15 protein-coding genes are annotated in these 26086 nt (G+C 57.8%); 10 read left to right on the top strand and 5 right to left on the bottom strand.

The window, feature by feature from the left end:
• Nucleotides 1-93: 93 nt before the first annotated feature.
• Nucleotides 94-1209, bottom strand: coding sequence for an alanine dehydrogenase (ald, locus tag ACR64Q_RS11500; RefSeq protein WP_313734847.1), 1116 nt, complete (start codon nt 1207-1209; stop codon nt 94-96).
• 263 nt (nt 1210-1472) lie between these two features.
• On the opposite strand from ald, the gene ACR64Q_RS11495 reads away from it, so the two are divergent.
• A complete protein-coding gene (locus ACR64Q_RS11495) occupies nt 1473-3134 on the top strand; it encodes an ATP-binding protein (protein ID WP_313734845.1) in 1662 nt (553 codons plus the stop codon).
• Nucleotides 3135-3145: 11 nt separating this feature from the next.
• Here ACR64Q_RS11495 and ACR64Q_RS11490 read toward each other — a convergent pair whose 3' ends face one another.
• The 3 genes from ACR64Q_RS11490 to ACR64Q_RS11480 are packed head-to-tail and all read right to left on the bottom strand — an operon-like array spanning nt 3146 to nt 4706.
• Nucleotides 3146-3640: a GNAT family N-acetyltransferase gene (locus ACR64Q_RS11490; protein ID WP_313734844.1), complete on the bottom strand. Its 495-nt coding sequence runs from the start codon at nt 3638-3640 to the stop codon at nt 3146-3148.
• A 53-nt stretch (nt 3641-3693) separates the two neighbouring features.
• On the bottom strand, nt 3694-4029 hold the full coding sequence (locus ACR64Q_RS11485; RefSeq protein WP_313734843.1) for a DUF6916 family protein: 336 nt from the start codon (nt 4027-4029) through the stop codon (nt 3694-3696).
• A gap of 5 nt (nt 4030-4034) precedes the next feature.
• Nucleotides 4035-4706, bottom strand: coding sequence for a phage tail protein (locus tag ACR64Q_RS11480; protein WP_313734842.1), 672 nt, complete (start codon nt 4704-4706; stop codon nt 4035-4037).
• A gap of 322 nt (nt 4707-5028) precedes the next feature.
• On the opposite strand from ACR64Q_RS11480, the gene ACR64Q_RS11475 reads away from it, so the two are divergent.
• Genes ACR64Q_RS11475 through ACR64Q_RS11450 form a run of 6 tightly spaced genes read left to right on the top strand, consistent with a single transcriptional unit; the run spans nt 5029 to nt 22287 of the window.
• Nucleotides 5029-5883 (top strand): sulfotransferase family protein, encoded by an 855-nt coding sequence (locus tag ACR64Q_RS11475; RefSeq protein WP_313734840.1) that lies wholly within the window; start codon nt 5029-5031, stop codon nt 5881-5883.
• Between the two features lie 28 nt (nt 5884-5911).
• Complete coding sequence (locus tag ACR64Q_RS11470) at nt 5912-16447, top strand: DUF4347 domain-containing protein (protein WP_313734838.1); 10536 nt, start codon at nt 5912-5914, stop codon at nt 16445-16447.
• Nucleotides 16448-16471: 24 nt separating this feature from the next.
• Nucleotides 16472-18058, top strand: coding sequence for a TolC family protein (locus ACR64Q_RS11465; protein ID WP_313734836.1), 1587 nt, complete (start codon nt 16472-16474; stop codon nt 18056-18058).
• Nucleotides 18058-18825, top strand: a complete 768-nt coding sequence (locus tag ACR64Q_RS11460; RefSeq protein WP_313734834.1) for an efflux RND transporter periplasmic adaptor subunit — start codon at nt 18058-18060, stop codon at nt 18823-18825. Before ACR64Q_RS11465 ends, ACR64Q_RS11460 begins: the two co-directional genes overlap by 1 nt.
• A gap of 7 nt (nt 18826-18832) precedes the next feature.
• A complete protein-coding gene (locus ACR64Q_RS11455) occupies nt 18833-20170 on the top strand; it encodes an efflux RND transporter periplasmic adaptor subunit (protein ID WP_313735076.1) in 1338 nt (445 codons plus the stop codon).
• The gene (locus ACR64Q_RS11450; RefSeq protein WP_313734832.1) at nt 20155-22287 is read left to right on the top strand and encodes a site-2 protease family protein; all 2133 of its coding nucleotides are present in this window, start codon (nt 20155-20157) and stop codon (nt 22285-22287) included. The genes ACR64Q_RS11455 and ACR64Q_RS11450 overlap by 16 nt, the downstream gene beginning before the upstream one ends.
• 57 nt (nt 22288-22344) lie before the next feature.
• Here the strand turns inward: ACR64Q_RS11450 and ACR64Q_RS11445 are convergent, their stop codons facing one another.
• Nucleotides 22345-22551 (bottom strand): hypothetical protein, encoded by a 207-nt coding sequence (locus tag ACR64Q_RS11445; protein WP_155931079.1) that lies wholly within the window; start codon nt 22549-22551, stop codon nt 22345-22347.
• 535 nt (nt 22552-23086) lie between these two features.
• Here ACR64Q_RS11445 and ACR64Q_RS11440 point away from each other — a divergent pair.
• Genes ACR64Q_RS11440 through ACR64Q_RS11430 form a run of 3 tightly spaced genes read left to right on the top strand, consistent with a single transcriptional unit; the run spans nt 23087 to nt 25589 of the window.
• Nucleotides 23087-24049 (top strand): PQQ-dependent catabolism-associated beta-propeller protein, encoded by a 963-nt coding sequence (locus ACR64Q_RS11440; RefSeq protein ID WP_026600976.1) that lies wholly within the window; start codon nt 23087-23089, stop codon nt 24047-24049.
• Nucleotides 24046-24783: an ABC transporter ATP-binding protein gene (locus ACR64Q_RS11435; protein WP_026600975.1), complete on the top strand. Its 738-nt coding sequence runs from the start codon at nt 24046-24048 to the stop codon at nt 24781-24783. The genes ACR64Q_RS11440 and ACR64Q_RS11435 overlap by 4 nt, the downstream gene beginning before the upstream one ends.
• Nucleotides 24780-25589: an ABC transporter permease gene (locus ACR64Q_RS11430; protein WP_026600974.1), complete on the top strand. Its 810-nt coding sequence runs from the start codon at nt 24780-24782 to the stop codon at nt 25587-25589. The genes ACR64Q_RS11435 and ACR64Q_RS11430 overlap by 4 nt, the downstream gene beginning before the upstream one ends.
• Nucleotides 25590-26086: the final 497 nt, after the last annotated feature.

Here is a 26086-nt window from a genome sequence, read left to right as displayed (position 1 = left end):
AGAATCTGACAAAGTGGAGTCCAGCAGAAACGCGGAAGCCCTGGCTTTACCGGGGGTGTTTACTAGGTATTCCGGCCGGACTGGGTGATTGGTTCAGCTCAGGAACTGATCCGGCGGCAGATAATTAAAACCAAACGCGTCGGCGATTCCTTGGCAAGTAACATTGCCGGCAACTATATTCAAGCCTTTCAGTAACGCCGAATTCTCGCGTAGCGCTTGTTGCCAGCCCTTGTTGGCGAGTTGCAGGGCATAGGGCAGGGTGGCGTTGGTTAAGGCCAGCGTCGAGGTGCGTGGCACCGCGCCGGGCATATTGGCGACCGCATAATGCACGACATTGTCGATAACATAGGTAGGATCGGCGTGGGTGGTAGGGTGAGTGGTTTCCACGCAGCCACCTTGGTCTACCGCTACATCGACGATCACCGCGCCGGCTTGCATCAATTTTAAATCTTCGGCGCGGATCAGCTTGGGTGCGGCTGCCCCTGTGACCAGTACGCCGCCGATGACCAGGTCCGCTGTGCGGATTTGTTCGAGAATGGCGTGCCGGCTGGAGAACAATAGCTGCACATTGGCTGGCAAAATATCGCTAAGTTGGCGCAGACGTTCCAGTGACAAATCCATGACCGTGACTTGCGCGCCCAAACCGGCCGCCATTTTTGCCGCCTGCGTGCCGACTACCCCGCCGCCCAAAATCAAGACTTTGGCCGGCAATACCCCCGGCACGCCACCTAATAACATGCCGCGTCCGCCATAGAGTTTTTCCAGATAGTGCGCGCCTTCTTGCACCGCCAGCCGGCCCGCTACTTCCGACATTGGGGTCAGCAAAGGTAATTCGCCGGACGGCAATTGCACGGTCTCGTAAGCGATGCAGATAGCGCCGGACGCCAGATGTGCCTCGGTCAGCGGACGATTAGCGGCAAAATGAAAATAGGTAAATAAGGTTTGGCCGGGACGAATCCGTGACCATTCGGGTTCTATCGGTTCCTTGACCTTGACGATCATCTCCGCTGAGGCCCAGACTGGCTCGGGCCCGTCCACCAGCTGCGCGCCGGCGGCCTGGTATAGCGAGTCTACAAAGCCGGCGCCAACGCCGGCGCCGCTTTCCATGGTGACGCTATGGCCGGCACTCACCAACGCGGCAACGCCGGACGGTACCACCGATACCCGGTTTTCGTTAGGTTTGATTTCCTTGGGTATGCCGATTTTCATATTCACCTCTTGTGCAATATTAAATGATGCCGGTTTGATGACAGCAATAATCAGACCGTAAGGCTTTGTCAGTCAAAAGTGCCAAATGTTCAACGACTTACTATTATGGGCGTGGCGCCATGTTGTCGCGTTTGTAGCGATTTGTTTGCCATTTTGGCGCAAAACCGCTGCTCTGTCCCTGGCGGATGATTAGACTGTTGTGGCCGGGACGGACCTTAAAAATCGTCTAAGCTTAGCCCAGCGGCTTTACTAGAGAGAACATCATGACGCAGCAAACGCAAAATATCCTCATCGGCCATTTAACCGAAGTCAGAGGTGACGGTATGGATGCCCGTATTACCGAAGAACATTCGACTGCGGCGCCCATCATCAAGCTCGGCGATGAAGAAATCCTGGCCGGCCATATCGGTTCCTATGTGGTGATCCGCCAGTCGCATATCGGCGTGCTGGCGCTGGTGTTCAAAATGTGGGAACGCGATCGCTTCGACGCCGCCGGCAATCGGGCTACGGACCGCTTTATTGCCTTGATCCCGGTCGGCGAGTTGAATGAAAGAAATGTCTTCATTCGCGGCGTGCGTCACTATCCGACGCCGGGCGCGGCGGTATATGCGGTCGGCCTCAGCGAGATTAACGCCATTTTTTCCAAATTCCGCGATTACGAATTTTTTATCGGGCAGTTAGCCAGTCATAAGGATTATCACCTGAGCCTGGACCCGCGCGCCTTGTTCGGCCGGCATTTTGCGATCATAGGCCAGTCCGGATCAGGGAAATCCTGGACTGTGACCAGTTTGATCCAGCATACGATGCGGGCGATGCCGAAAACCCATATGATTATGCTGGATCTGCACGGTGAATATTGCTGGAAGCGCCCGGATGGCAGCATCGAATCGGCGTTTCCCGAAGAGCAAGTCAATTACGTGGATGCCATGGAGCTGGAGATGCCGTATTGGATGATGTCTTACGCCGAGCTGGTGGACTTGTTCATCGATAGAGACGATAGAGGCGCGTCGATGCAGATGTCTTTCATGCGCGAAGTACTGCAACAACTGAAACGCAAAGAGGCCAAAGCCATTGGCCTGGGCGTGGTTTCGATAGACACGCCGATTTATTTCTCGCTGGCGGAAATGTATATGCAATTTAAAGCAGCCAACGAAGAACGCAAGGATTTCGGTAAAACCAAGGGTGCCTTGTTTGGCCAGTTCGATGAGTTTCTGGTGACGATGCAGAGCCGTTTCAATGACGTGCGTTACGACTTTTTGTTAAAACCCAAAAAACGTAACAACTCGGCCAGCATGGCGGATTTGCTCAGGCAATTCGTGGGTCTGGGGCAAAAAAAAGCCAACATCACCGTGGTCGATCTCAGCTCCGTACCGACCGATGTGCGGCCAGCGGTGTCCGCGCAAGTCGGCCGACTGGCGTATGAATTCAATTATTGGAATCCACGACGCCGCGAGTTTCCGATCACGCTAATCTGCGAGGAAGCGCATGCCTATATCCCGCGTGAAAAAGGCGGGCAGTTCGATGGCACCAAAAAAATGATGGAGCGGATCGCTAAGGAAGGCCGTAAATACGGGGTGTCCATCGGCGTGGTCAGCCAGCGGCCCACCGAACTGTCGGAAACCATGCTGGCGCAATGCAGCTCGTTTATTTGCCTGCGCACCACCAACCCGGACGACCAGCAATACATTCGCGGTTTGGTGCCGGAGGCGGAAGGTGATTTGGCCGATATTCTCAGTTCGCTCGGTAGAGGTGAAGCGTTAGTGCTTGGAGAGGCCGCGCCGCTACCGACCCGAGTACAAATCTACCGGCCCAACCCGGAACCGAAAAGTAACGATGTCGATTACTACACGAGCTGGCGCGAGGGCCCGGATGACCTGGATGTGGAAGGCATAGTCGAGAATTGGCGGACGCAGAATCGGCATTGAGTGCTGACGGTTTATGTCTGTTCCGGATACCAAATCAGCAAGGCGTGGCTGTCGGTTGTCTGGGCTACGGTAAAGTCCAGTGTCGCGTAAAACCTTAGCGCGCGTGGATTGTTCAACGCCGCGACCAAGGTCAGCGGAGCTCGGGTTTGAGCGGCGGCTAGCTGTAGGGCTCGGATCACGTGTCCGCCGTGACCTCGATTCCGCGCCGCCGGCAGCAAGGCCAAGTCGATCACTCTGACTTCGTTGTGTCCGAAATCGACGGCGACTCGGCCGACGGCTTCGCGTTGAAGTTCGATAATGAAATACATCGCGTTCGGAAATTGCTGGCCGTAACCTTCACGCTGGGCGCGAAACTGCATTTCAATCAATTCCTCGACGAAAGCATGCTCAGCCTCGAGCATGCGCAAATCGTCCCGCAACGTGCGGTACAGCGCCGCTAAAAACGCCGCGTCGTTATCGCGTTGCGGCCGCAAGTTTAAGCCGGCGGGCAGTGGTGCTATCGCCATTATCGCCTCCTCGTGGGTTTAGGCGGGCCGGGCCGCTGCTGGCGGCAGCCGTATTAGTTGAAAACCGCCTGAAACAGGCTAGCCGGCTGTGGGCCGGTATTTAAAACGCGAGTTAGATAAATGCCGGATACCTCGAGCGCGCCCGCAATTCGTAGAGTGAACACACCGTCCAGATGTGGGCAATCTGCGTCGCCTTTCAGCAATAGCGCGAACGGCGTGCGACGCGACTCGGCTGTCGGCTGGCGGGCCGCCGGTTTTTCGTCCACCCGTTCCAAGACCGTGGCGATCATGATCGTCCCGTTTTCCAATAGACAGGGTTGACCTAAAAAAGGCGAAAAATACCGGCTATGCAATTCGCCTATCATTGGCGCGTCCAGTGTGGTTTTCATCGTCGTTACTGTTGAGGTGGGAATAGACCGTTGAGGGCGATGCAGAAATTCAGCGCTAAATAGGGCGGCATCGTTGCCGGCACGTTGAAATTTAGCGGCGCGCTGACTGGCGCGCCGGCGCCGGTATTGCCGACCGCGACCGTGCCGTTGCCGCTCAGTGTGGTCGTCACTCCGCCGAGGGTGATCGGATTGGTTTGTGGCGTGGCGGCGGGCAGAAACACCGCGGCCGAGGATTGGCCATTAGGTGCGTTAGTCAGCGTGGCATTTGCGTCGGGGGTGACGCCGCCGCCGGCGCCGGTGGAAACCTTGATGGCCGTCGCGGCGTTGACGCCGGTCAGCGATAACTCGGCGGAGTGGTTGTGAGACGGTAGATTGGCGGTCGTCAAACTGAACGCGGTTTGAGTCTGTACCGCGTTGCCGGTGGTACCTCCGACTTGGGCAAGCTGGTACGGTGCTGCGTTGGGAATCGGATTGGCGCCGAAGTGAATCGGCGCCCGGCCTTGCAGATTGGGCAAATTGAAGTAATTTCGACCGTCGCCGCCGAATCGCGTCCCTAGCAGCGCGTACAACGCCGCTTGCTGTTGAATCGCCATTTGCTGGCCATTGCAGAACGCCCAATCTTGTGGCGCGTACGCAAAACCGAATATGCGGATTTCTCCCAAAAATGGATCAGCCATGATGGACCTCCCAGGGTCGATGGATAGAAAGTGGTGTGACGCCGCTAAGTATGCTTTCCAGTGAAATGACAGCGCTTAGAGCTATTTATTGCGGGAGTAAGCTTAGTTGTTTCTAACGGAAAAGCTAGGCGGTTGATCGAATCGCGGCTATAGTTTCGTTCCTTAGGCTTAGTCTGTTTGACAAGGTCACTGTCTGCGACTACTTTTCGAATCGAAACTATCGCCCGCTTGCAAAAACTTCTACCGACTTTGTGCTAATGAAAAATAACGATACGCTTGGGGTTGTTAAAACGACGATTCGCGTCGAACCGGTCGGTTCGCGTTGAGCCACCGTTATCACTTTATTTCCGGCCTGCCGCGCTCTGGCTCGACGCTGCTGGCCGCCATTTTGAAACAGAATCCGCGCTTTCATGCGGGCATGACCAGCCCGGTCGGCTCATTCTTTTCGGGATTGCTCGATCAGGTCAGCGCCGGCAGCGAGTGGGGGCCGGTCGTGACCACCGAGCAGCGTCGCCGGTTGTTGCGCGGGCTGTTCGATAGTTACTACGCCGCCGAAACCGACAAGGATGTGGTGTTCGACACCAATCGCGCCTGGTGCGGCCGCCTGCCTGCCTTGCTGGATCTGTTCCCGGACGCCAAGGTTATCGCCTGCGTCCGAAACGTGGCCTGGGTCATGGATAGTCTGGAACGCTTGTACCGGGCCAGTCCCTACGAAAACAGCCGCTTGTTCGCCGACGATGCCGAGCGCAATACTGTGTATAGCCGGGTGGAAACCTTGGCTCAGCGCAATCGCCTGGTCGGTTTTGCCTGGTCGGCGCTGAAGGAAGCGTTTTACGGCGAACAGGCCGCTTCGCTGCTGGTCGTCGATTACGACTTGCTGGCACGGGCGCCCGAGAAAGTGGTGCCGTTGATTTACGATTTTCTTGGCGAGCCCGCGTATCCGCACGATTTCGCGAATCTGCATTACGACGCGCCGGCCTTCGACAATAATTTAGGCTTGTCCGGTCTGCACAGCATCCGGCCGCAAGTGGGCTTGGAGAACCGGGCGACTATTCTGCCGCCGGATCTATTCGAGCAATACGCCAATATGGCGTTCTGGCGCGACGGCCGCGGCAGCCGTGCCCACGTTGTTTCCGCGCAACCGGCCATCGCCGGGTCGCTGGTGAAATCCGTTTGATGTATCGTCGATTTTGGGGAGTAAGACCATGAAATTATTCGAGCGTATTCGCACGGTCAGCTCTGCCGAGGCACGCCATCGTCCGAAGCCTCCCCCGCTACATGCCTGGGCCTTGGAACCGCGTATTCTGTTCGACGGCGCGGCGGCGATCAGTGCCGACGCCGCTCAAGCGGACGCGGCGCCGACCGCCGACCAGCCGCCGTCGGCATTGGACGCTCAACATTTGCTGGATGCCGCGGCAGCCTGCAATTTTCCGGAAGCGACGGCCGATCAGTCTACCACCGTCATCTTCGTCGACAGCCGGGTCAGGGACGCCGATACCTTGTTGGCCGGCGCCGATCCGCGCGCCGAAGTCGTGATGTTGGCGGCCGGCCGCGACGGCGTGCAACAGATGGCCGATTATCTGGCGGATCGCCGCGATATTTCGGCGATTTCGATAGTCGCCGAGGGCGGCGAGGCCAACATTTGGTTGGGCAATGCCTGGCTGAACAATGATTCGATAGCCGACTACGCCGCGCAACTCGATACGATAGGCCAGGCGTTGGCGGCGGACGGCGACCTGCAAATCTATTCCTGCAACCTGGGACGGGGCACCGAAGGCGCCACGTTTGCCCAGACCCTGGCCGATCTGACCGGGGCCGACGTGGCGGTGTCCGACGACCGCACGGGTGCCGGCGGCGATTGGGACCTGGAAGTCCGTACCGGTGATATAGCCGCGTCGACGCCCTTCGCCGAGTCTGCGTTGGCGAACTACGGTTACACACTGGCGACAGTCACCGTGATCAACAATAACGACAGCGGCGCCGGCTCATTGCGCAATGCGATTTCGACGGCCTTGTCCGGCGACACCATCACTTTTAACGCCGGGATGACGATTACCTTGTCCTCCGGCCAACTGGCGATTGCTAAGAATCTGACCATAGACGGCGACCTGGACGACAACGGCAGCGCGGACGTCACCGTCGATGCCAACTACAACAGCCGGGTCTTTTCGATCACCAGCGGTACCGTGTCGTTGGACGGGTTGACGATCACCCACGGTTTGGTATCGGGCAACGGCGGTGCGTATAACAGTGTCAACGGCGGCGACGCACTAGGTGCCGGAATCTCGGTGACCGGCGCCGGAACCAAAGTGACTTTCCTGCATTCGACGATTACCGGCAACGTCGCGGCCGGCGGTGGCGGCAACGGTGGTAGCGACAACGGAACTTACGGTTACGGCGGTGGCGGCGGCGCGGGTTGGGGCACAACAGTAGGCGGGTCGGGAGGCGCATTCAATGCCTCTACGGCAGGGGCTTCAGGTTCGGCGGGCACGGGTGGCGACGGTGGCTTCACCTCGGTCCCCAGCGCAAAAGGTCGGGGAGGTAGTAGCGGCGTCAGTGGCGCCGGCGGCGCGGGCGGAACCAGTGGTATTGCCAATGCAGGCGGAACCGGGGGAACCGCCGGCTCGGGCGGACTGAGTTTTATCGGCGGTGGCGGCGGCGGATACGGTTCCGGCGGTAGTGGCAGCGCGGTGGTTGGTCGGGGTGGGATTGCTGCCGGCGCTTTAGCGATTGGTTCCGGAGCAACCGTGTACATGGCGTCGACCTCGATCACCAATAATCTCGGTGCCGGCGGCGGCGGCGCGGGTGGCTACGGTGTCGATGGCGGCGACGGCGGAGCCGGCGTCGGCGGAATATACAACAATGGCGCGTTCAAATACGAAAACGCTACCATTACCCACACTTCGAATTACGGAGACGGCGGTACCGGCGGAACTTCCTCGGGCGGCAACGCCGGTACCGCCGGTTCGGGCGGTAACGCCGGAACCGAATGGCTAGACGGACCGGGTAGCACGGCCGCCTGGACGCCGCCGGTGGCGCTCAGTAGCAATCCGACATTGACGTTCTCGACTAATAGTAGCGATATCACGTCCGACGACATTGCACGGGACGGCGAGGGTGGCTCGATTGTGATTTCGGATTTGAATCTCGATACCTACGCCGTGAATGGCAGCGTCAACCAATTGAATGATCTGCAGTTTGTCAATTACAACTTCTTGAATATGTTGACTTACGAGGATGGCAATAGTACGGCGTTTTACGGCTTCGTCATCAAATCCGCTGACGGTAGCAATTTCTCGCTACAAGCCTTGGATGTACACAATTGGGGCGATTACTCCGGCGCCACCGTTAAAGCCGAAGCCTTTGACGGCGGCGTTTCGGTCGGCAGCATCACCTTTAGCGGAAATACCGCGAGCGCTTTCGTGCATCTCAACCAAGGCGACGAAATGGGTAGTACCTTCTTGAATGTCGATGAGATCAGGCTACATCTAAACGACGATAGCCTCTCCTGGTTGGGGGTTAACAATATCCAGGTCGGTTCTCCGGTTAGCGGACCTTCAATCACCTCTGCGACTTACGACGCCAGCAGCAACGTGCTGACTGTCACCGGCGCCAACATGACTACCGGCGATACGATCGATGTGTCGAAACTGACGTTGACCGGAGAAGGTGGCAACACTTATGTTTTGACCAGCGCCAACGTGACCGCCAGTAGCGCCACCAGTTTTGCGTTGACCTTGAACGCCACCGACCAGATTAACGTCGAAGGCTTGTTGAACAAAAACGGCACATCCGCCGTCGGCGCTAGCGCCTATAACTTGGCGGGTGCTCTGAATTGGGACGCTACCGCGTCGGCGCCTGCCGACACGACCGGCAACACCGTGACCGTCAGCAACGTACAAACGCCGACCATTACCGGCGTCACCTACGACGAGAGTACCCATGTCCTGTCCGTGACCGGCACCAACCTCGTTAGAACCGTCGGCGCTACTAACGACATCACCGTCAACAAACTGACCTTCACCGGCCAGGGCGGCGCCACCTATACCTTGACCGCCGCCACCGCGAACGTCGAGATTACCGATGCTACCTCGTTTTCAGTGACCTTGGCGGGAGCCGATATTGCCGGTGTCGAGGCCTTATTGAACAAAAACGGCACCGCCTCGTCGGGCGGCACCACCTACAACCTGTCCGCCGCCGACGATTGGGACAGCGTGATAGGCAGCACCAACATCCAATCGTTGACCAATGGTATTACCGTCAGCGGCGTACCGACTATCACCGGCAGCACCTACGACGCCAGCACCGGCACCCTGGTGGTGACAGGTACCGACTTCGAAGCCAAGGCCGGCGTTCTCAACGACATCGCCGTCTCGAAATTGACCCTGAAAGGCGAGGGCGGCAACACGTATACGCTCACCAGTAGCGACGTCGAGCGCGATAGCGCTACCCAGTTTACCGTTGTGCTGAACGCGGCCGACCAACTGGCAATCAACGGCTTGCTGAACAAATCCGGTGTCACGGCGGTGAGCGGTACCACCTACAATTTGGCGGCGGCCGACGACTGGGATGCTAATCACACCTCGGGCGACACCGCGACCCCTACTACCGCAGTGACAGTTAGCAACGTCCAAATGCCAACCGTCACCTCAGCCACCTACGATGCCAGTACCGGAGTTCTGGCGGTGACTGGTACTCATTTAGTGGCAGCCAGCGGTGCGGCAAACGACATTACGGCCAATAAACTGACGTTTACCGGTCTGGGTGGCGCGACTTATACCTTAACGGATACTTCAAACGTCGAGCTTAGCTCCGCCACCGCTTTTACCATTACGCTTAGCGCTACCGATAAAGCGGCGATCAACTTGATCATCAACAAAAACGGCACGAGCGCTACCGATGCCAGCACTTACAACTTGGCTGTCGCCGATGACTGGAATACCGTTATCGGCAATACCGACATATCCGATGCCACGGGCAACGGTATTACTGCAAGCAATGCTTTCGCCACACCGACCTTGGGCGGTGCCGGCGGCACGACCGCAGCCACCGAGCAGGTGGCCGTTGCCGTCGTGCCGGGACTGACTGTGGCCGATGCCGATAGCGCGACCTTGGTTAGCGCCACTGTTTCGCTGACCGGCGGATTTCAGTCCGCCGAAGACTCGCTCGGGTTTACCAACGACGGCTCGACGATGGGAAATATCTCGGCAGCCTATAACTCGGGAACCGGCGTTCTGACTCTGACCTCTGCCGGCGCAACGGCAACCTTGGCCCAGTGGCAAGCCGCCTTGCGGGCGGTGACCTACACCGATGGTTCGGACAATCCGAATACCGCTAATCGAACAGTCAGCGTGGCGGTTAACGATGGATCCGCTAACAGTAGCGCCGCGAGTCAGACACTCACAGTATCCGCCGTCAACGATGTTCCGACCGCTATCGCATTGAGCGCCACCACCGCATCCACCTACGACAGCGGCAGCAATATAGCGATCGGTTCCCTGAGCCGCACCGATGTCGATGGCGGCGGTCCGACTTACTCGGTCGTATCGGTCGACGCCAACACCTCGGGGGCGACTTACGACCTGTTCAATATCAGCGGCGCCACGTTAAGGGCGGCCAGCCCCTCCACGACCACGCCAGGGAACTACACGGTAGTGATCCGGGTGAACGACGGCGACAACAACTACGACCAGAGCTTTACCATCACCGTCAGTAACACGTTGATCGTGGATACCACCACTGACGACGCGGACGGTGGCGGCACCTACGCTGCGGAAAAGGCGGACGGTACCGGCCTCAGCCTGCGCGAGGCCGTCGGTATCGCCAACCGGGCGGGCGGCGCCACGATCAGTTTCGCCTCTGGCTTGGGGACCGTAACGCTGGGATCCAGCATTACAATCGGCGAGAACATCGCGCTGGACGCCGATGTGGTCAACAGCATCACCGTCGGCGGTGACATCTCTATCGCCAGCGGCAAGACGCTGACCGTCACCAACGGATCGGGCGACACGCTGACCCTATCGGGAAATATCACTGGCGCCGGCAATTTGGTGAAGAGCGGGGCGGGCACGCAAGTCCTGAGCGGCAGCAACAGCTATTCCGGCAATACTACGGTGGCGGCCGGCACCCTGAGCATCGACGGCGATGCCAACCTGGGCTCGGACAGTGCCACCGTCAGCTTGAGCGGCGGTAATCTGACCATCACTTCCGCCGGCACCCTAGACGACAACCTCGCGATGTCGGCGGGCGCCACCATCACCAATGCCAACGCCGTCACTCTGTCGGGGAACATTACCGGCAACAACGCCCTGACCAAGGCCGGGGCCGGTGAGCTGACGCTGTCGGGGACGAACGTTCTTGCCTCATCCACCGTCATCGGCGGAACCCTGACCGTCGCCGACTCGACTAACTTGGGGGCTGGGGCTGTGACGCTGAACGGCGGCAGCCTGACCGTCACCGGCAGCGGGGTCACCGTTAGCAATGCCGTCGCGCTGACCGGCGACGGCACGATTAGCAATGCCAATGCGGTTGCTTTGTCGGGGATCGTCAGCGGCACCGGCGCTTTGACGAAAGCGGGCGCGGGAACGTTGACCCTGTCGGGCGACAACACATACAGCGGCGCGACGGCTGTCAACGACGGCACGCTGGTGGCGGCGCATAACAATGCGCTGGGAACCACTGCCGGTTCGACGACGGTGGCTAGCGGCGCCGCGTTGGGCTTACAGGGCGGCGTCACGGTGGCCGAAGCAGTGTCGGCGGCGGGGACTGGCATATCCAGCGCGGGGGCGATTTACAACGTCAGCGGCACCAACATCCTGTCCGGCAACGTGACGCTGACCGGCGCTACAATTCTGGGCGTTACGTCCGACCAATTGACCATCGGCGGCAATATCGGCGGCGGTTTCAATATCACTAAGGCCGGTGCCGGTGCCCTGGTGCTGTCGGGAAGTAACTCTTACAACAATACCTCGGTTTCCGCAGGCACGTTGAGTCTGGCGACCGACGCCAACCTCGGCTCCGGCGCGGTGACCTTGGCCGGCGGCACGACGCTAATCGTCACCGGCGCGACTACCATCGACAACGCCCTGACATTGTCGGGTAACGCCACACTAGACAATAGCACCGCCGTTACATTGTCGGGCGCCATCAGTGGAGCGGGGACGACTTTAACCAAGAGCGGGGCCGGCACCTTGACCCTGTCCAGCACGTCGAACTCCGCCGCGACCACCACGGCACTGACGGTGACCGGCGGCACGCTGTCGGTAGGGACAGCCACGACGATGGTCGGCGGCACGCTGACGTTGAACGGCGGTAGCCTGACGATCACCAGCGCCGGCAACACCTTCAGCAACGCCATCGCGCTGTCGGCCGACGCCACCATTAGCAACGCCAGCGCCGCCACTTTGTCGGGGCAGCTCAGCGGATCGGCAGCGCTGACCAAGGCCGGGGCCGGCACGCTGACTTTGAGCAACACCGGGAACTCCAGCGCCGCCTCCACCTTGACGGTGACGGCGGGCACAGTGTCGGTGGCTTCGGACAGCCGGCTGCTTGGCGGAGCCGTCACGCTGAACGGCGGCACGCTCAACCTCGCCAACGCGGGCACAATCGACAATGCCATCTTGCTGGGAAGCGGCAACGGCACTATCAACGTCACCAATGGCGCTGCGACGCTGTCGGGCATCATCAGCGGAACGGGGGCGCTGACCAAGACCGGCGGCCCTGCGCTGACGCTGTCGGGAAACAACAGCCATTCCGGCGGCACCACCATTCGCGGCGCCAACGGGGTGAGCATCACCGGCAGTTCCACCGGCGCCATGAATCTGGGAACCGGCGCCGTGACGGTGGAGGGCGGCAGCACCCTGGCCATCACCGGCACCGGCACGACGGTGTCCAACAACATCACCCTTCTGGACGACAGTGATCCCGGCACGTCGGCGACCATCACCAACGCCAACGCCGTCACCCTGTCGGGGATTCTCAGCGGCGCGGAGGCGCTGAACAAGGCCGGCGCTGGGACGTTGACGCTGACCGCGACCAATACCCACACCGGCGCGGTCACCGTGTCCGCCGGCGGATTGACGTTGGAAGGCGGTAGCAGCATCGGCGATAGCAGCGCGGTGACCGTGGACAGCGGCGCTACCCTGACTTTGAACGGCGGGAACGAAACCATAGGTTCGTTGGCCGGCGCCGGCAACGTTGTACTGAGTTACAGGTTGACGGCGGGCGGCGACAACACCAATACCACGTTTTCCGGAGTGATCTCCTCCACCAATACCAGCGGGATCGACAAGTTCGGCACCGGCACTCTGACCCTGTCGGGGGCCAACACCTACACCGGCTCCACCACCGTCTCGGCGGGTACGCTGGCGCTTAGCGGCAACAGCGCCATCGCCGACGCCTCGGCGGTTACGGTGTTGAACGGCGGCACGCTGAACGTGTCGGGCACGGAAACGGTGGGATCCATCGCCGGGGCCGGCGCCATCGCGCTGGTCGGCACCCTGAGGGCCGGCGGCAACAACACATCAACGGAGTTCAGCGGCGCCATCAGCGGTTCCGGCGGCGGGTCGCTCACCAAACAGGGCACCGGTACGCTGACCCTGTCGGGAACCAACACCTACAACGGCGGCACCACCATTTCCGCCGGTACGGTCATCGCCGGCTCCACCGGCGCCCTGGCGGCGTCCGGCGTCGATCTGGCCGCCGGCACGACCTTGACCTTCGTGGCGTCGGGGAGTTTCGGCAACTATATCGCCTTGAGCGGCAGCGCCACCATCAATGTCGGGTCTGGATACGCCGCCACCCTCAGCAACACCATCGACGGCGCCTTCAATCTGACCAAGACGGGAACCGGCGCGCTGACCGTGAGCGGCGCGACGACCTACAGCGGCACCACCACGGTGTCGGAGGGCACGCTCTACGTTACCGGCTCGCTGGGCGCCACCAGCAGCCTTTCGGTGGCGTCGGGGGCGACGCTGGGCGGCACGGGCAGCATCTTCGCGGCCAGCTCAGGCAATAATCTGACGATGAATGACGGCGCGACGCTGGCGCCGGGCGTGGCCGGGGTCAACAATGGGATCGGCACGCTGACGGTCAATGGTAACCTGCGGGTCAGCGGCAGCACGATGATCGACGTGGCGGGCAATGGCGCGGTTGGCGGCACCGACTTCGACCAGGTGATGGTCAACGGCACCGTTGCCTTGAACGGCGGCTCGCTGACCGTCAGCCGAGTCAACAGCTACACCGCGACCAACGGTGCCACCTACCGGATCATCGACAACGACAGCACCGACGCCGTAACTGGCGCGACCGGCATTTTCGGCAGCGTGGCTGAAGGTACGGATCTGACCAGCAACGGCGACATCTACACGGTGCGCTATGCCAGCGGGACCGGCAACGATGTGGTGCTGACGGCGGTGGTTAACCCATCGGTGACCGGCGTATCGGCAACGACTGCCGACGGCACTTACAATGCAGGCGACACAGTGACGATCACCGTTACCTTCGACCGGTCGGTGACGGTGACGGGAGTGCCGACACTGACCTTGAATACCGGGCAGGCTGCGACCTACGCCGGTGGATCCGGCGGCACCACGCTAAGTTTTAGCTACACTGTGCAGGCTGGCGACACGTCCGCCGATCTGGACTACGGTGCGACCTCGTCTCTAGCGCTGAACGGCGGGACTATTCTGGACAGCTCGACCAGCTTGGCTGCTGTTTTAACCCTGGCTTCGCCGGGCGCCGCCAATTCGCTGGGCGCCAATAAGGACATCGTGGTCGACACTACGGCTCCCGCAGCGCCTGGTTTGGCTCTGACCTCCGATAGCGGTAGCAGCAACAGCGACAGGATTACCAACATTGGCGCGATCACCGTTTCCGGCTTGGAGGGCGGCGCTAGTTGGGAGTACAGCACCAATGGAGGCAGCAGCTGGACCACCGGCAGCGGCAGCAGCAGCAGCTTCACGCTGAGCGGCGACGGTGCTAAATCGGTAGTCTTGCGGCAAACGGATACGACAGGTAACACTTCCGGTTCTTCCAGCGCTTATACCTTTACCCTGGACACCTCGGCCACCGCACCCACTCTAACTCTGGCCGAGGATAACGGCAGCAGCAATAGCGATGGCATTACCAATAATGCCACGGTAAACCTCACTGGTTTGGAAACCGGTGCCAGTTGGGAGTTCAGCAGCAACGGCGGTACCTCCTGGACCGCCGGCAGCGGCAGTAGCTTTAATCTGTCAGGTGATGGCGCCAAATCGGTAATCGCCCGCCAGACCGATACTGCAGGCAATGTCTCCGGCAACTCCGCCGCTCTGGCCTTCAATCTGGATACCAGTGCGCCGACACCCCCTGTCGGGACCCTCGGCGTGGCTGAAAATTCGGCCAATGGTACGGTCGTGGGCTCAGTTAGCGCTACCGATACTTTAAGCATCGTTTATAGTTTGGTGGACAACGCCAACGGCCGCTTCGTTATCGACGCCGCCAGCGGCGAGGTCAGCGTAGCCGACGGTAGTCAGCTGGACTACGAAGTCGCAGCCAGCCATGCCGTTACGGTGCGCGCTACCGATGCGGCCGGTAACAGCTCCGACACAGTCCTGACGGTGGCTCTGACCGATGCTAACGATGCGCCGACGGGGGATGTGACCATCAGCGGCACTGCTGTCGTGGGCGAAACGCTCTCCGTCAGCACTACGCTCGCAGACGCTGATGGTCTGGGTAGCATCGTCTACACCTGGACAGATGGTAACGGCAACATCCTGGGGAACGGTTCCAGCTTGGTTCTGACCCAAGCGGATGTTGATAAAACCATTATCGTTACCGCCAGCTATACCGATGGTCTGGGTAAGGTCGAGACCGTCAGTTCGACGACGACCGTTGCAGTGGCGAGTGGCAGCGCCACCAATGCCACGCAAACCGTGGAGTTCAATTCCAGCTCATCCGGCGGCTTCAGCGGCGGGTCCTTTACTACCGGCAGTCAGATCCCGACCAACTTGATACAGCCAATCAATAGCGGTTCTGGCCTTGGCGTGGGAGGGGGGACTGGCGGCGCGCCGACCGGCCCAGGTGGCGGATCGGGCGGCTCCGGCGCCTTTAGCATGGGCGGCGCGGCTGGCGGACTAGGCGGAGGTTTGGGCGATAGCTTGGGTAGCGGTACTGGCGGTGGCTTTGGTTTCGGTCCTTCGATTTTCTCGAGCAGCTTCGGCGACTCGGGTACGTCGTCCACCGGCACGCAAACCACCTCGCTGCAAATGGAGGCGCAGCTCGATACCGGTAGCAACAATAGTTTCACCATGCCCGCAGAAGCCTTGTTGGGTTTGGACACCAGTACCGGCGTCAGTTTTCAGGCGGCACAAGCGAACGGCGGTAGTCTGCCGGCCTGGGTAAGCTTCGATTCCGGGACCGGCAGTCTGAGCCTGAAGGAAGGCGGCGGTGAGAGAACGGTGGTTAAAATTACCGCGACTGACGGTAAGGGTAATCAGACCGTGATTACCGTAGTGTTGAAACCTCAGCAACCGGTGCAGCGTCAAAACGGCGAAGGCAGGCCGGGTGGGCAGGAAGGTCGAGGTGGTCAGGGCAGATCCAATCAGAGCCGGCCGGCCGGCGGCGAACCGCGCGCTCAACTGGGGAAAATGCCGCTTAGCGCGCAGTTGCAAGCTTTCGGTACGCAGCGTACGCACCAGGATGCCGATGCCTTGCTGGAAAATCTGGCGCGTTTGTTCGCCGAACCGCGGGATGCCGCATGAAATTCATTTAAACAGGAACTTGTTATGGCTAAATATCTTTCGCGGCCGCTAGAGCGGTTTGCCCCCAGTAAGCTGGCGATGGCAATTAGTATCGTGTTGCTGAGCGGTTGTTCGTTAGCGCCTTCGCCGCTGACCCAACAGGAACGGCAAAGTCAGATCGGTAGCGATCAAGCCAAGCTGTTCCAGCAGCAGGAGCCGTTGACCGCGCCGCTGACTTTGTATCAAGCCATGTCCCGCGCGCTGAAGTACAACCTGGACCATAGGGTGAAAATGATGGAACGCGCGGTGGCGGAAGGCCAGGCCACTTTGGCACGCTTCGATTTGCTGCCGGATGTGGTGGCCTCGGCTGGTTATAGAAGTCGGGATAATTACAATGCCTCCAACAGTCGTTCTATCTCCACCGGTAGGGAATCGTTGGAAACTTCCACTTCTCAGGACCGTAGCCGGTTCATGGGCGATTTAAGCCTGCGCTGGAACATTCTGGATTTTGGCGTCAGCTATTTCCGCGCGCAGCAGGAAGGCAACAAGGCCTTGGTGACGGCCGAAAGCCGACGCAAAGTCAGCCACAATCTAATGAAAGATGTGCGCAGTGCCTATTGGCGGGCCTTGAGCGCGCAGCGGATGACGGCCAGAATTCAGCCGGTGCTCGCTGAGGCGCAACATGCGCTGGCGCTGGCCGAACAGGCCGAGGCGGAAAAACTACGTTCACCGCTGGACGCGCTACGTTATCGAAAAAGCCTGCTGGAAATTGTGCGCCGCTTGGAAGGGCTGCTGGAGCAGCAACAAATGGCCAAATCCGAGTTAGCGGGTTTGATCAATTTGCCGCCTAATCAGGACTTTAAGCTGGCGGACGATAGTGTCAACCCGTGGCCGCAAGTGGTTAAACCGGAATTGGGTGTCGACAAAATGGGTGATTTGGCGCTACAGCTAAGGCCGGAATTGCGTCAGGAAATGTATCAGACCCGCATCGGCTCAGCCGAAGTCAAAAAAGCCATGCTGCGTTTATTGCCCGGTGTGGAAGTGCAGCTGGGCGGCAATTACGATTCCAACTCTTATCTTTTAAACCAAAGTTGGGGTGAGATCGGTACGCAGATTTCCAAAAACCTGTTCGAATTGCTCTCCGCTCCGCAAGCGATCGCCACCGCCGAAACCCAGGAGTCCTTGGCCCATTCGCGGCGCTTGGCCGCGCACATGGCGATTCTGACTCAGGTTCATCTGGCACAGCAACAGTTGGCCTTGGCGGACAAACAATACCAACGTAGCTCCGAACTGGACGACGTTAACCAAAAAATTCATCACCATGTACTGAATAGCGAGTTGACCGAAGCGATGAGTTCTGTGGAGCGGATTCGGGTGTCGGTCGATTCGGTATTGTCGGAATTGCAACGCCGCCAGGCCTATGCCGAGTCTCAAGATGCCTTGGGCAAACTGTATGTGTCCTTGGGTTTTGATCCGTTGCCGGCGACGATGGCAGATGACTCAGTCGATACCCTGGCCAATGCCATTGAAGCCATCGATCAGGAATGGAACCAGGGGCATTACCCGGTGCAAGCGACTGACGATCCGCAGCCGGAAAATACCGGTGCGGCGCTGGGGGCAGGCAAATCGTGATGCTGAGAAAATCATTGTATGTATGGACGCTAGCCTTATTGCCCGCCTTGTCTTTGTCCAATGCCTCGGCCGAACCGGCTCCCGCGCAATCTTCGTCTGTCGAAACCGAAATCCGCGCCCAACTAATGCCTCGTAACGAAACCACGCTGTCAGCGGAAGTGGCGGCGGTGATTAAAGATTTGACGGTGCGGGAAGGCGAGCGCTTTAAAAAAGGTCAGGTGCTGGTGGGTTTCGATTGTTCGATCCAGCAGGCACAGTTGCAAAAAGCCCAAGCTACCGCGGACGGCGCGGGCAAGACCTATGATGTCAATTCCCGGCTGTCGCAATTGGAATCGGTCAGTTCGCTGGAAGTGGATGTGGCCAAAGCCAAGTTGGGTGAAGCCAAAGCCGACATCGCGCTGACCAAGGCCGGCCTGGAAAAATGTCGGATTCACGCACCGTTCGATGGCCGGGTCGCGGCGCTAAAGGCCCATGAGCATCAGCATTTGAAAGTGGGTGATCCGATCATGGATGTATTGGACGATAGCCAGCTGGAAATCAAATTAATCGTGCCGTCGTTGTGGCTGCGCTGGTTAAAACCAAAACAGGTATTTAAGGTGCACATCGACGAGTTGGACCGGGACTATTCGGCGGAGGTTGTGACCTTAGGTGCTCGCATCGATCCGGTGAGTCAAACAGTTTCGATCACTGGCCGGGTTACCGGCAAGCATAGCGAGTTGCTGGCGGGCATGAGCGGCCGGGCGCTGTTCCCGGATAAGGCGCATTGATTTGGCTGTGCAACAAGAAGACCCTCAGCAACGCCAGTTGCGGGGGCTGGCGCTGCTATTACAGCTGCAACGCAAGGCGCGTGCCGCCGAAGATTTAGCAGCCTTAGGTTTTGTCATCGTCAACGAGAGTCGCAGTTTGGTGGAATACCGCCAAGCCGCGCTATGGTTGGATAGACCGATGCAACCGGTGGCGGCGGTATCCGGCATCGCCCAACTCGACGCGCAAGCCCCTTATATTGTTTGGTTGAACGACGTTTGTCGCCGGCAGTTTGAAGCCGACAATAATTCCACTTATCAATTATTAAATGCCGAAGATTTACCGGAGAGCTTGCGGATAGAGTGGCAGCAATGGTTGCCGGCCTGCGGTTTATGGCTGCCGCTAAAAGTTCAGGGGCGGACACTGGGCGGATGGCTGTTGGCGCGCGAGCAAGCGTGGCAGGAGGGTGAAGCGGTGTTGCTGGCCGAACTGAGCGATGCCTATGCCCATGCCTGGCAGGCTTTGCAGCCGCGTAAGCCCTGGTGGCGCGGTATTTACACGCTCACTGCTCTTAAAAGCTGGGCGGTTGCAGTAATTTTGTTGCTATTGATTCCGGTGCGCCTGTCAGTGCTGGCCCCAGCCGAAGTGATTGCTTCCCAACCGACGGTGATTCGCGCGCCTCTGGAAGGCGTGGTCGACACCTTTCAGATTCAACCCAATCAAGCCGTCGCCGCCGAGCAATTGCTGTTGACGCTGGAGAACACCGATATTGCCAATCGCCTGGAAGTTTCGCGGAAAGTGTTGGCAGTATCCGCAGCCGAATACCGCAAGACCGCCCAGCAGGCTATGTTCGATGCCGACAGCAAGGCGGAAATGACGGTGCTGAAAGGCCGGATGGAGCAGCATGCAGCCGAAGTAGAGTATCTGGCGGAACAGTTGGCACGCTCGCAAATCAGGGCGCCGCATGCCGGCGTGGCAATATTCAGCGATGTACACGACTGGATCGGCCGGCCGGTGGCCTTGGGCGAACGGATATTGAATCTGGCCGATCCGGCGCGAGTGGAGCTGGAAATGCGGGTGCCGGTTGCCGATTTTATTGAATTGGCAGATGGTGCCGAGGCCGTGATGTTTTTGAATATCGATCCGCAACACCCTCTGGATGCTCAGGTGTATTCGCTCAGCTACCAGGCCGAGGTTGGCACCGATCAGGTGTTGGCGTATCGGGTCAAGGCCAGATTGGCGGCTGCGGAGCCATTGCCGCGCATCGGTTTGAAAGGTACAGCCAAACTGTATGGACAACGGGTGACGCTGTTTTATTACCTGTTTCGGCGACCGCTGTCCGGTGTGCGGCAATGGCTGGGGCTGTAGAGACCGCGTCGGCCCTAGCGCCGCTGCGCGAAGAGTTGCATTGTCTGCCCGGACCGCAAGGTTTCGATGGTACGCCGACCTGGACCTTGCATGATCCGGCCAATAACCGGTTTTTTCGGATCGGCTGGCAAGAGTTCGAAATTTTAGCGCGCTGGGCCTTGGGGCAAACGGAAGCGATTGCCAAAGCCGTGAACCGCGAAACCACTTTGCGTCTCGATGCGAGTCAGGTCGGCGCATTCGCTCAATTTTTATTGCACAACAACCTGCTGCGCCTGAGCGGCGATGCCGGGCTCCAATGGCTGCGGCAACAGGTGGCGATGCGCAAGCAAAGCTGGGCGCAATGGTTGCTGCATAATTATCTGTTTTTTAAAATTCCCTTGCTAAAACCGGATGCCTTACTGGCTTGGCTGTATCCGCGCTTGGCCTGGATTTACAGCGGGCAATTCGCCGTGTTGTTGATGGGTTGCGCGCTGCTGGCCGGGTTTTTACTGTCCCGGCAATGGGAACGCTTCTTGGCGACATTTCCGCACTTTTTCAATTGGTCCGGGTTGGCGCAATATTTTTTGGCTTTAATGCTGGCCAAGACGCTACATGAATTCGGTCATGCCTTGACCGCGCATCGCTATGGTTGCCGAGTACCGACCATGGGTGTCGCGTTCATGGTGATGTATCCAATGCTGTATACCGACGCCAGCGAAACCTGGAAGCTCAGTTCGCGTCGGCAGCGGGTGGCGATTGCCGGGGCTGGAATTGCCGCCGAGTTGGGCTTGGCTGTGTTTGCGGCCTTGGCCTGGAGCTTTCTGAGCGACGGCCCCTTACGCAGCGGCGTGTTTTTATTGGCAACCTCGACCTGGATCATGACGCTGGCCATCAATCTGAGTCCGTTCATGCGCTTCGATGGTTATTATTTGTTGGCCGACTGGTTGGGAATCGAAAATCTGCAACCACGCGCATTTGCCTACAACCGCTGGCATTTGCGGCGTTTGCTATTTGGACTGGATCAACTGCCGCCGGAATCGTTATCGAAACGCTGGCACTGGTTTTTTATCGGCTACGCCTGGTTTACCTGGTTGTATCGTTTCTTTCTGTTTCTGGGCATCGCGCTACTGGTCTACCACTTTTTCTTTAAGCTACTAGGGCTGTTGATGATGGCGGTGGAAGTAGGGTGGTTTATTCTGCGGCCGATTTGGTCTGAATTGGCGGCCTGGAAAAACCTGGGACCCGATGTTTGGACTAGTCCGCGGAGTCGAACCTTTCTGTTGCTATTAGTTCTGGGCATCGCGGTTTTGGTTGTGCCGTGGCAAGGCCATGTCAATGCGCCAGCACTGAGTAAGGCGGAGCGTTACGCCGAAATCTATTTGCCAACCGCGGCGCGCCTGGACGCCTGGCAGGTCAAAACCGGACAAGCGGTGAAAAGCGGCGAGTTGTTGGCGCAACTAAGTTCGCGCGAACTGGATTTTCAAGCCCGCAATTCCTCGCTGGAAGGGCAGTTGGTCGAATGGCAACTGGCATATCAGGGATTGGAGCAAAACTTGAATCAGCGCCGGCAGGTGTTACTGAAGGAACTGGAATCGGCCGGCGCGAAGCAAGCCGGTTTTCGGCATCAGCAAACCCAGTTAACGATACAAGCACCGTTTGACGGATTGGCTTTGGATTTAAATCAGCAAGCGCAAGAGGGACAGTGGTTGAAGGAAGGCGAGGCCTTATTGATTGTGGTCGATCCGCGTAGTCAACTGATCGAAGCCTACGTGGCCGAAGAGGATTTACAAGCGGCAGGGCAGGCCGACGGTGCGGTGTTTTATCCCGATCAACCGGGAACGTCGCCGATAATTTGCCGGGTAGAGCGTATCGATCAAGGCGGGGCCGCTCGGGTTCCGCCGATGTTGGCTTCGATGCACGGCGGCGATATTGCTGCCCGGTCCGATGCGCAGCAACAAGCTGTGCCGGAAAGCGCCGTTTACCGCATCATCTTAAGGCCGGAGGCTGAGAGTCAGAACCTCGCACATTTTCCGGGAGAAAGGCGTGGTAGTGTCAGACTGGATACGCCGGCCACTAGTCTGTTGCATCGTCTTGTCCGGCAAGTCGCGACGGTGCTGGTACGCGAATCCGGGTTTTAAGCGAATGCGAAACGTCTGCCTAACCTTGATTCCAAAAAAAAAACAGCGTTTATAGATTCAAACTAAATCGCAGGTATCGAAAAACAGTTCCAACCTATCCAATTCGCTGTTGGCCATTTCCAACGCCGCATCGAAGGTTTGAAAATCGTCGGCGTGCGCCGCGATGTCCAGCATAAGATCGCACAGGGTTCCGGTTTTTAGCAGCGAATCGTGCTTTTTGCCGAGGTTTTCCAGTTGGTCTTCCGTTATCAGATAAAATTTCATTTCTATGACCTTGTTAGTCCAAAGTGAATATTCACGGCTATTTGCGAAGTCTTGCCGATACAAATTAATTTTTTTGGCAACTTTCTTTGTATGATTTTGCGATGCAAATAACAAATGCCGAGCGTTGCGCATATCTTCGCCTTGATGGTAGTCAGTTCGGTATTGTTCTAGCGTACAGGTCTCAGCGATTTTTTTGGCAAAAGCACGGGTGTGAAGTGATTGCTCAAGCCGGGTTCCGACTTAGGCGTATTAGCTGGGCCAATTCGTTTTAGCTGTCATTGCCATATAAGTGGGAGCGATGATATTCAATAGTCGGGTTCAATTAGGATAATTTCCCATTTGGCGAAAGGATGTAATCCCGCCGAGCTTCAGGTTAAACTTCCCAGCTCTAAGGGAGGATATTTGTTGTGAAATAGCGTGTTATGGGTTTTATAACCATTCATCTCCGCGGATTACATCGATTTGTTAGTAAAGCGCAAATCCTCGTTACCCAATAGATCAGTAAAATGACATCAGGCATACCAAGGAAAAATTTATGCACCCGATAAAAATGGCCGGAATGGCCGCCTTCTTATTGGCTTCGGCCGCGCAAGCCGAAACCGTATTCGTCACACTGGAAAAAGATAATGCGATTGCCGTGCTCGATCCCGTCGAAGGCAAGCTGGTCAAAACCGTTCCGGTCGGCCAGCGGCCACGCGGCATAGCGATAAGTAAGGACGGCAAGACCTTGTTCGTTGCCACCAGCGACGACAACACCATTCGCATAATCGACTCGGAAACGCTGAAGGAAATAGGCAAACTGCCGTCCGGCGAAGACCCTGAAACTTTCGCGTTAAGCCCGGACGGCAAATTCATGTACGTGTCCAATGAAGATGATGCGGAAGTGACGGTGATCGACATTACGGCGAAAAAAGCCGTCGCTAAGGTCAAGGTAGGCGTCGAGCCGGAAGGCATTACCGTCAGCCCTGACAACAAATGGACGATTAGCGCTTCTGAAACTACCAACATGCTGCACTGGATCGATACCAATACTCGGCAAATTGCGGATAACACGCTGGTCGATCCGCGGCCGCGCGCTGTGACGTTTACCGACGACAGCCAGCAATTGTGGGCCACCTCGGAAATGGCCGGCACGCTGACCATCATTGATGCGGCGTCCAAACAGATCGTGCAGAACATCAAGCTGGACGTCCAAGGCGTCAGCAGCGACCAGATTCAACCGGTGGGGATCGCGATCGATAAGGAGCGGCGTTACGGCTATGTGGCGATGGGGCCGGCCAATCGCGTTGCGGTGATCAACGCTCAAACCTATAAAGTGGAGAAGTTTTTATTGGTTGGGCAACGGGTTTGGAATCTGGCGTTTTCGCCGGATCAAAAACGTCTGTACACCACCAACGGCGTCAGCAACGATGTATCGATTATTGATTTGGAAAACCATAAGGTGACTAAATCAGTCGCGGTTGGCCGTTATCCTTGGGGCGTGGCGGTTAAACCATGACCGAGATTGCGTTAGCGGTTGAAAACCTGAGCTTTGCCTACGGTGCGAAAAAAGCACTGGATGCCGTGAGTTTTAATGTGCAATCCGGCGAATGCACGATTTTGCTAGGGCCTAATGGTGCTGGCAAAAGTACGCTGTTTTCCTTGATCACCCGGCTTTACGACGCCAGGGACGGGCGCATCGAGCTTTGCGGTTTTGATCTTAAAAAACAAAGCCTGCAAGCTTTGGCGCGCTTAGGTGTAGTGTTTCAACAGACAACGCTGGACCCTGACTTGTCGGTGACGCAAAATCTGCGCTATCACGCGGCCTTGCACGGTATAGGCCGCAAAGCCGCCGATAAGCGCATACAGGAAGAGCTGGAGCGTTTGAACATGTTCGAACGGCGCGGTGAAAAAGTCAGGCAATTGAACGGCGGCCACAAGCGCCGGGTGGAAATCGCCCGAGCTTTGCTGCACAAGCCCAGTTTGCTGTTGCTGGACGAGCCAACCGTGGGCTTGGACATGCCCAGCCGTCAGGCTATCGTTAGCCATGTGCATGACTTGGTTAGTCAGCAGAAGCTAGCGGTGCTTTGGGCGACGCATTTGATCGACGAAATCGCCGCCGAGGACAGTTTGATCGTGCTGCATAAGGGCCAGGTCAAAGCCAGCGGCAAACTCTCGGAGATATTGCAGAGCACCGGTTGGGCCGATCCCGGCCAGGTATTCCAAAAACTGACTCAAGGATCGCAAGCATGAGGCTGTTACATTACTGGCGAGCAACGATCGGCATCGTTGGCCGCGAATTGCTGCGCTTCTTACATCAGCGCGAACGCTTTGTCTCCGCTTTGGTGCGGCCGCTGGTTTGGCTGTTCGTATTCGCCGCCGGCTTCCGAGCCGCGTTGGGTATAGCCATTGCGCCGCCCTACGAGACTTATATCCTCTACGAGGTTTACATTACTCCTGGTCTGCTGGGCATGATCCTGCTGTTTAACGGCATGCAAAGCTCGCTGTCTATGGTTTACGACCGGGAAATGGGCAGCATGCGCATGTTGATGGTCTGCCCGTTGCCGCGCTGGTTTTTATTGTGCAGCAAACTGATCGCCGGTACGGCGGTGGGCGTGTTGCAGTCCTACGCTTTCCTGGGCATAGCTTGGCTGTACGATATTCAAGCGCCGCTGATGGGCTATATCTGGATTTTGCCGGCCCTAGTGCTGGCGGGCATGATGCTGGGCGCCTTGGGTTTGTTGCTGTCGTCGTTCATCAAACAATTGGAGAATTTCGCCGGGGTGATGAATTTCGTCATTTTCCCGCTGTTTTTCATGTCTACCGCTCTCTATCCGTTATGGAAAATCAAAGAATCCAGCGAAGTGCTATATACGCTGGCGCAATACAACCCATTCTCGCAAGCAGTGGAATTGATTCGTTTTGCGTTGTACGAGCAATTTAATCAGCAAGCGCTGATCTTTACCGGCGCGGCATTTTTACTGTTTATGGGGGCGGCAATCATGGGCTATAACCCGAGTAAGGGTATGATGGTTAAAAAAGGTGGTGGAGGAGATTAGTAGCGAATTGCCGAATTTTCTTTAGATGGCCGCAATCCCCTAAAGTAAAGCCGTGCGTGTTGAGCACCGCTAAGCCATGGACTGTTTAAGCCTTCATCCTGCGACAGAGCAAGGCCCGCATCGTAAAAACCAAGCGATAATCTTTAACTCAGCCACATTGGTTGGCGGGGTATTGATCTTATTTTGCTTCGTGACATAACGTATTGCCTTGTAGAAAAGAGTATCCGCAAGACCAAAGTCCTTGCCTCACATTAGAGGTGACCCGGACGTGTGAAAAAATGAGTTGCAATTGTTGCTCAGTGGCGGCCTTAAGAGCAAACGGATTGGGTTTGGTATGCTGCTGGCGGGGAGTCTGCTTTGTCGATAGCGATTCCGGATGGTTTGCAAATAGGCGTGTCCTAGGTATTTTTCCATGGTGGTAACCCGCTTGATTTCGGTTACACACAATGTAAGGCAACGACCCGCTTTTAATGACCCCTTTGGGTTACTTTTAATGT

The sequence above is a fragment of the Methylomonas sp. 2F7 genome, assembly GCF_057126975.1.
Note: the sequence above shows the minus strand (reverse complement) of the source record. Positions and strands in the feature narration are given on the sequence as shown.